Raw genomic sequence first — 6,260 nt, forward strand, 5'->3', positions numbered from 1 at the left:
GGTCTGCACCTGCGCGAGGCCGGAAGGCTCCGGCAGCACGGCCACCGTTTCGGGCAGCGCGACCGTCGGCGTGTCGTCGGCCACGACGGGCGTCGAGGCTTCCGCAAGCGCGGGCGCAGCCTTCATTTGCGAGGTCGAGGTGCAACCGCTCAGACCAGCAGCGGCAACAAGCACGCCGATCGCGGCGAATATGATTTTAGCTGGCAAGCCGTGAGGGTCCGGTTTGTCTGTTATTAAGGAGTCCTTACACCAGCGATTCACACCCGGCAATCGGGGCCACCAGGCGGTTTTCGGGTGGCGGGAACAGGGCGGAAATGCCATATTGTTCTGGATATGTACTCGTTTTTCGCTGTTTGCCGAAGGAAAACGCCATGAAACCCACATCTGAGATCACGGCCGGCCACGCAGTGTTAGAAACAGTGATCGGCTTCATGGGCATCGCCTGGAACGAGAAGGGCCTGATCCGGCTCTGCCTGCCCGAACGCAGCCGCGGGGCGGTCGAGCGCCGGCTGTTTCGTCACGCCGGTGTTTCGACATCGACCGACCAGCCGCAATGGGTGGCCGAGCTGATCGCCTCGATCCAGGCCTATGCGGCCGGCGCGGACGTCGATTTCTCCGACGTGCCGGTCGATCTCGACGGCGTCGATGACTTTCGCCTCGCCATCTACGATGCCGCGCGCAAGCTCGGCTTCGGCGAGACCACCACCTATGGCGAGTTGGCCAGGCGCGCCGGCCATGCCGGGCTCGCCCGCGAGACGGGTGCTGCACTCGGCGCCAACCCGGTGCCGCTGGTCATCCCCTGCCACCGCATCCTGGCGGCCGGCGGCAAGATCGGCGGCTTCTCCGCGCCGGGCGGCTCGGCCACCAAGGAAAGGATGCTGGCCATGGAAGGCGTTCGCGTCGGCCCGCCGCCCGCCGCGCAGGCCTCGTTCGGGTTCTGAGGGGCGCTACCCGGCCCTTCACCCGCTGTCAGTCGTTGTGCAGGAACCGGCGACGGAAACGCCGATCGAAGTCCGGTCGCTTGCAGACATAGACCATGCAGGACCTGGTGTCGGCGCTCGGCACATAGGCGCGCGACCTCACCTCGCCCGCGTTGCAGAAGCGCTCGTCGCGCACATAGCGATCATAGAGCGGCAGACCCGGCACCCGCGTCGACTGATAGCGCAGAATGACGGCGCCCTGTCTGGCGATCGTCGCCTGCACCCGATCGCAGCTCATGCGTGTTGGATCATAGCGCGACACCGCCTGCGCCTCGGCGGCCAGCAGCAGCAGGCAGGCCGCAAGCAGAATGGTTTTCATGGTTCTCCTCCAGGAACGGCGAGCATTTCATCTCTCCACAACGTGTGACCGGTGTCAAAACTTCCGTGCGCCGCTTCCAAACGCCTGAGGCTGCACGCCGGCAGCGCGCAAGCGAACGTCTTGTTTTCTTGCAAAAACTATCCTATATCCGGTGCATTGAATTTGGCCGATCGATCGGGCCGCGATCTTCGCGTTTGCTGACGTCTATCTCCAAAGTTTCGATACCGCCGGCCGGACGTTGGTCCGGTCAAACAAAAGCAAATGTGAAGGACTTTCTATATGGCAACTGGTACGGTCAAGTGGTTCAACGCCACCAAGGGCTACGGCTTCATCCAGCCTGACAATGGCGGCGCGGACGTTTTCGTCCACATCTCCGCTGTCGAGCGCGCTGGCATGACGAGCCTGGCTGAAGGCCAGAAAATCAACTTCGAGATCGAGCAGGACCGCCGCACCGGCAAGTCCGCAGCTGGGTCTCTGAGCAAGGCAGCCTGATTTGGCTTAAGCATTTTGCCGCGAGGCTTAACCGCCGAGCGCCGCGAAATGCGAGTAAGTAAGGCGCGCGCCGGACGAAGGTTCGGGGCGCGCGGCAAGTCACGGATGTACTGACGGTCGCGCGATAAGCGCGCCGGAGCGGAAAGACCGACAAGCTGGAACAGCAGATAGCTGCCAGCCCGGACCGGACGTTCCCGATCAGGCTACCGGCACAGGAAGGCGGGCAATGCCCGCCTTTTTTGTTGTCTGGATTTTGGAGCAGCTTTCTTCTCCCCGTTCACGGGGAGAAGTGCCCGGCAGGGCGATGAGGGGCAGCGCCGACATTTCAGAACTGCCCATTTTGACCAGCTTAGAAAAGATGGCGCCGCCCCTCATCTGGCTGCCGCCATCTTCTCCCCGTGAACGGGGAGAAGGACGCTGTCACTCACGCTTTCGCCAATCGCCGGCTTCAGTGGGGCAGCCACTCGATCGGCACATGCCCCTTGTCCGCCTCGACCCGTTTCAGCCAGGCGGCGACGGCCGGATAGGCCTCGATCTGGAACCCGCCCTTCTCGGCGGTGTGGGTATAGGCGTAGAGCGCGATATCGGCGACGCTATAGGCATTGCCGGCGAAGAATGCGTTCTGCTCAAGATGCTGGTTCATGACGCCCAGCGCCTTGTTGCCGCGCTCCAGCGTTAGCGCCAGCCGCTCCGGCGTGGCGTCCTTCGCCCGTTCCGGAAAGGTCAAAAGCGCCTTGCGCACCGCGATATAGGGCTCATGGCTGTATTGTTCGAAGAACAGCCATTGGTAAGCCAGCGCGCGTTCGTATTTGTCCGCCGGCAGGAAGCGCGTTCCCTCGGCGAGATAAAGCAGGATGGCGTTGCTCTCGGCGATGCGCCTGCCGTCGTCGAGTTCGAGCATCGGCACCATCGCGTTCGGATTCTTGGCGACGTAGTCGGGCTTGCGCGTCTCGCCGGTATGGGAGCTCACCTCGACCCGGGTGAAGGGGATGCCGAGCTTCGCCATCAACAGCCGCGGCTTGTAGCAATTGCCGCTGTCGGCCATGTCGTAAAGGATCATGCCTCTTGCCCTCTCCGAGTCTCCTGGGAACGCTCTAACGCGCGCGGCCAGGTCGCATCCAGTGATTTGTTTTTGCGAAGAACCATCAGCGACGCTGATAGGTTTTCTTTGGCATCAGCGTTGCTGGTGGGTTTTCTTGGCATCAGCGTTGCTGATGCAGGGGCACAACCTTGTTGCCGGCGTCGAGCAGGGCATCGACGGAAAGCGGCTCTTCCTTGAAGATCGTGCCTGCGAGCGCCGGGCGGGCGAGATGGAAACCCTGCAGCAGGTCGGCGCCGCCCTCGAGCGCGACGCGCAGGTGCTGGGCATTCTCGATGCCCTCGACCAGCACTTTTGCGCCCCGCTCCTGCAACATGCCCACCAAGGGCCGGAAGAAGCGCTCGGCGGCGGCGTGGCGGCAGAGCGCGCCGAACCAGGCGCCGTCGATCTTGACGATGTCGGGCGCGAGCAGATTGATACGCGCCTCGGTGGAATGTCCGGTGCCGAAATCGTCGATGGCGATACGGATGCCGTCGCGCCGCATTTCACGAACCAGGCTGGCAAGAACGTGATCGTCCGCCGCCTGTCCGGTGATCTCGCAGACCAGCAGGCCCGGCTCCAGCTCGAAATCGCCGAGATGCCTGGTCATCAGCCGGATTTCGGCCAGCGCCCGCCCGAGATGATCGTTGATCATCGGATTGTAGTTGAAGAACAGCGTGAGCCCCTCGAGGCCGATGTTGCGGTAATTGCCGAGATGCAGCATCCGGCACATCGTTTCGACGAACAGCCGGTCGGATGCGGGAACGCCGCCGAAGAAGATCGACGGGGCCACCGGCTCGGCGATGCGGCGCGGCTCGATCAGCCCCTCGACGGCGACCGCCCTGAGCATCCCATCCTCCGGCGCGAAGATTGGCTGATAGGCGCTCCACAGCCGGAATTCGCCGTAAATGCCGAACTGAAGGCCGATCTCGTCAGCGAAGATCGCCTTGGCGACATTGCGCCGCCTCTCCTGCCTTTCGTTCATGGCGCGACCTTGCGCCCGAATACCCTTGCCGACCGCGACCGCTTTGCCGGAGCCGCAGGGCTTGCGGCAGCCGACACCGTGCTCTCGTCAGCCGAAGACTGCACGAAGACGCGAAAGCTGGTGGGCGCAAGTTCGGGCCGGGCAAGCACATAGCCTTGCACCATGGAAGCGCCGGCTTTCTCGGCAAGCTCCAGTTGCCAGCCTTCCTCGAGACCCTCGAAGACGGTGTGGATGCCCTGGGTTTCGAAGCCCTGCACCATCGCGGTCAGCAACGCGAAGCCGGCGCCGGACTCCATCAGATGCGTGATCCACTGGGCATCGAACTTGACGATATCGGGCTTCAGTTCCTGGATCCGGTGGATGTCGGATTCATCGGCGCCATAGTCGTCCACCGCGATGCGGAAGCCATTGGCCCTCAGCGCCTCGACAAAATCGTAGAGCGCTTCCTGCGAGGCCGACTTCTGCTCGGTAACCTCGCAGACGATGCGGCGCGGATCGATACCGGCTTCGTGCAGCACCAGCCGCATATCGCGCAATGCCTTGTCGGCAATGCCGCGATCGGTGAAGACCGACGGGTCGAAATTGATGAAGATGGCCGCCTCCTGCGGCAGGCAGGCACCGGCGTTCAGAAGATGCAGCGTGCGCGTCAGCGACTCGATATGCAGCCGGTCGGTCGCTGGGCAGGTGCCGAAGAACGCCGCCGGCGACTGCTGCTCGCCGTCGCGGAACGGCCGGATCAGCCCTTCGAAGGCGGCCACCGAAAGCTTGCCCTCCTTGAAGGCGAAGATCGGCTGGAACGCGCTTTGCAGCGTATAGATGCCCCAGACACCGGTCGAGGTGCCGTCATCATGACGGATGATGTGGGTAAGCCCGATGCTGCGCGACAAGGTTTCTCGCTCCGCGAATTGGCGCAATCCGATCTGCGATCCTGCCAGCCAAGGGTTTACCGGCCGTTGATGAATTTAGCGTTGCCGCGCACGCAGGCTGACTTTGGTCACGCCTCCTTGACCTCTGGCTCATCGCACAATGCTTGCGCTCCGCGCCATGATGCGACATGAGAGGCGCCGCGGCCGCTCCTGGCCGCTGTCCTAGGAGACTTTTTGTCATGGCCTTTCTCGCCGACGCCCTTTCCCGCGTTAAGCCTTCCGCGACCATCGCGGTGACGCAGAAAGCGCGCGAGCTGAAAAATGCCGGCCGTGACGTGATCGGCCTCGGCGCCGGCGAGCCGGACTTCGATACGCCCGACAACATCAAGAACGCGGCGATCGAGGCGATCCGCCGCGGCGAGACCAAGTACCCGCCGGTGTCGGGCATCGTGCCGCTGCGCGAGGCGATCGCGAAGAAATTCAAGCGCGAGAACAATCTCGATTACCGGCCGGAGCAGACCATCGTCGGCACCGGCGGCAAGCAGATCCTGTTCAACGCCTTCATGGCGACGCTGAACCCCGGTGACGAGGTCATCATCCCGCGTCCCTACTGGGTGAGCTACCCCGAAATGGTGGCGATCTGCGGCGGCACGTCGGTCTTCGCCGACACCTCGATCGACAACGGCTTCAAGCTCACGGCCGAGGTGCTGGAAAAGGCGATCACGCCGAAGACCAAATGGCTGCTGATGAACTCGCCGTCGAACCCGTCGGGCGCCGCCTACACGGAGGCCGAGCTCAGGGCGCTGGCCGACGTGCTGCTCAAGCATCCGCATGTCTGGACGCTGACCGACGACATGTATGAGCATCTGACCTATGGCGATTTCGTTTTCAAGACCATCGCCGAGGTCGAGCCGAACCTTTACGAGCGGACGCTGACGATGAACGGCGTGTCGAAAGCCTATGCCATGACCGGCTGGCGCATCGGCTACGCCGCCGGCCCGGTGCCGCTGATCAAGGCGATGGACATGATCCAGGGCCAGCAGACCTCGGGCGCCTGCACCATCGCGCAATGGGCTTCCGTCGAGGCGCTCAACGGCCCGCAGGATTTCATCGCGAAGAACAAGGCGATCTTCCAGGGCCGACGCGACCTCGTCGTCTCGATGCTCAACCAGGCGCGCGGCATCTCCTGCCCCTCGCCCGAAGGCGCCTTCTACGTCTATCCGTCTTGCGCTGAGTTGATCGGCAAGAAGACCAAGGCCGGCAAGGTGATCGACACCGACGAAGCCTTCTGCTCGGAACTGCTCGACGCCGAAGGTGTGGCGGTGGTGTTCGGCTCGGCCTTCGGCCTCGGTCCGAATTTCCGCATCTCCTACGCCACGTCGGAAACCTTGCTGGAGGAAGCCTGTACGCGCATCCAGCGCTTCACCGCGTCGTTGACCTGAACGGCTTAAAGTCGCCATGCGAGAAAACCCGGCCGCGGCCGGGTTTTCTCGCATGGCGACTTTAAGCCGTTCAGGTCAACGACGCGGTGAAGCGCTGG

8 protein-coding genes are annotated in these 6,260 nt (G+C 63.3%); 3 read left to right on the forward strand and 5 right to left on the reverse strand.

Annotation, left to right across the window (positions count from 1 at the left end; genetic code table 11):
* Nucleotides 1-371: 371 nt before the first annotated feature.
* On the forward strand, nucleotides 372-941 hold the full coding sequence (locus tag EOA28_RS21290) for a methylated-DNA--[protein]-cysteine S-methyltransferase (protein WP_128298328.1): 570 nt from the start codon (nucleotides 372-374) through the stop codon (nucleotides 939-941).
* A gap of 28 nt (nucleotides 942-969) precedes the next feature.
* Here EOA28_RS21290 and EOA28_RS21295 read toward each other — a convergent pair whose 3' ends face one another.
* A complete protein-coding gene (locus EOA28_RS21295; RefSeq protein ID WP_126081721.1) occupies nucleotides 970-1,299 on the reverse strand; it encodes a hypothetical protein in 330 nt (109 codons plus the stop codon).
* A 279-nt stretch (nucleotides 1,300-1,578) separates the two neighbouring features.
* Here EOA28_RS21295 and EOA28_RS21300 point away from each other — a divergent pair, with 279 nt between their 5' ends.
* Complete coding sequence (locus EOA28_RS21300) at nucleotides 1,579-1,791, forward strand: cold-shock protein (protein WP_027168154.1); 213 nt, start codon at nucleotides 1,579-1,581, stop codon at nucleotides 1,789-1,791.
* 198 nt (nucleotides 1,792-1,989) lie between these two features.
* Here the strand turns inward: EOA28_RS21300 and EOA28_RS38940 are convergent, their stop codons facing one another.
* The 4 genes from EOA28_RS38940 to EOA28_RS21315 form a co-directional block, all read right to left on the reverse strand.
* Entirely contained in the window at nucleotides 1,990-2,166 is a 177-nt protein-coding gene (locus EOA28_RS38940) for a hypothetical protein (RefSeq protein ID WP_189342122.1), read from the reverse strand.
* A gap of 73 nt (nucleotides 2,167-2,239) precedes the next feature.
* Nucleotides 2,240-2,851: a glutathione S-transferase family protein gene (locus tag EOA28_RS21305; RefSeq protein WP_126081720.1), complete on the reverse strand. Its 612-nt coding sequence runs from the start codon at nucleotides 2,849-2,851 to the stop codon at nucleotides 2,240-2,242.
* Between the two features lie 142 nt (nucleotides 2,852-2,993).
* Nucleotides 2,994-3,854, reverse strand: a complete 861-nt coding sequence (locus EOA28_RS21310) for an EAL domain-containing protein (RefSeq protein WP_127251258.1) — start codon at nucleotides 3,852-3,854, stop codon at nucleotides 2,994-2,996.
* Complete coding sequence (locus EOA28_RS21315; RefSeq protein ID WP_127251259.1) at nucleotides 3,851-4,741, reverse strand: EAL domain-containing protein; 891 nt, start codon at nucleotides 4,739-4,741, stop codon at nucleotides 3,851-3,853. Before EOA28_RS21315 ends, EOA28_RS21310 begins: the two co-directional genes overlap by 4 nt.
* 218 nt (nucleotides 4,742-4,959) lie before the next feature.
* Between EOA28_RS21315 and EOA28_RS21320 the strand changes: the two genes are divergently transcribed.
* On the forward strand, nucleotides 4,960-6,162 hold the full coding sequence (locus EOA28_RS21320; RefSeq protein ID WP_127251260.1) for a pyridoxal phosphate-dependent aminotransferase: 1,203 nt from the start codon (nucleotides 4,960-4,962) through the stop codon (nucleotides 6,160-6,162).
* Nucleotides 6,163-6,260 lie beyond the last annotated feature (98 nt).

The sequence above is a fragment of the Mesorhizobium sp. M2A.F.Ca.ET.067.02.1.1 genome, assembly GCF_004023285.1.
In the GTDB taxonomy this organism is placed as follows: domain Bacteria; phylum Pseudomonadota; class Alphaproteobacteria; order Rhizobiales; family Rhizobiaceae; genus Mesorhizobium.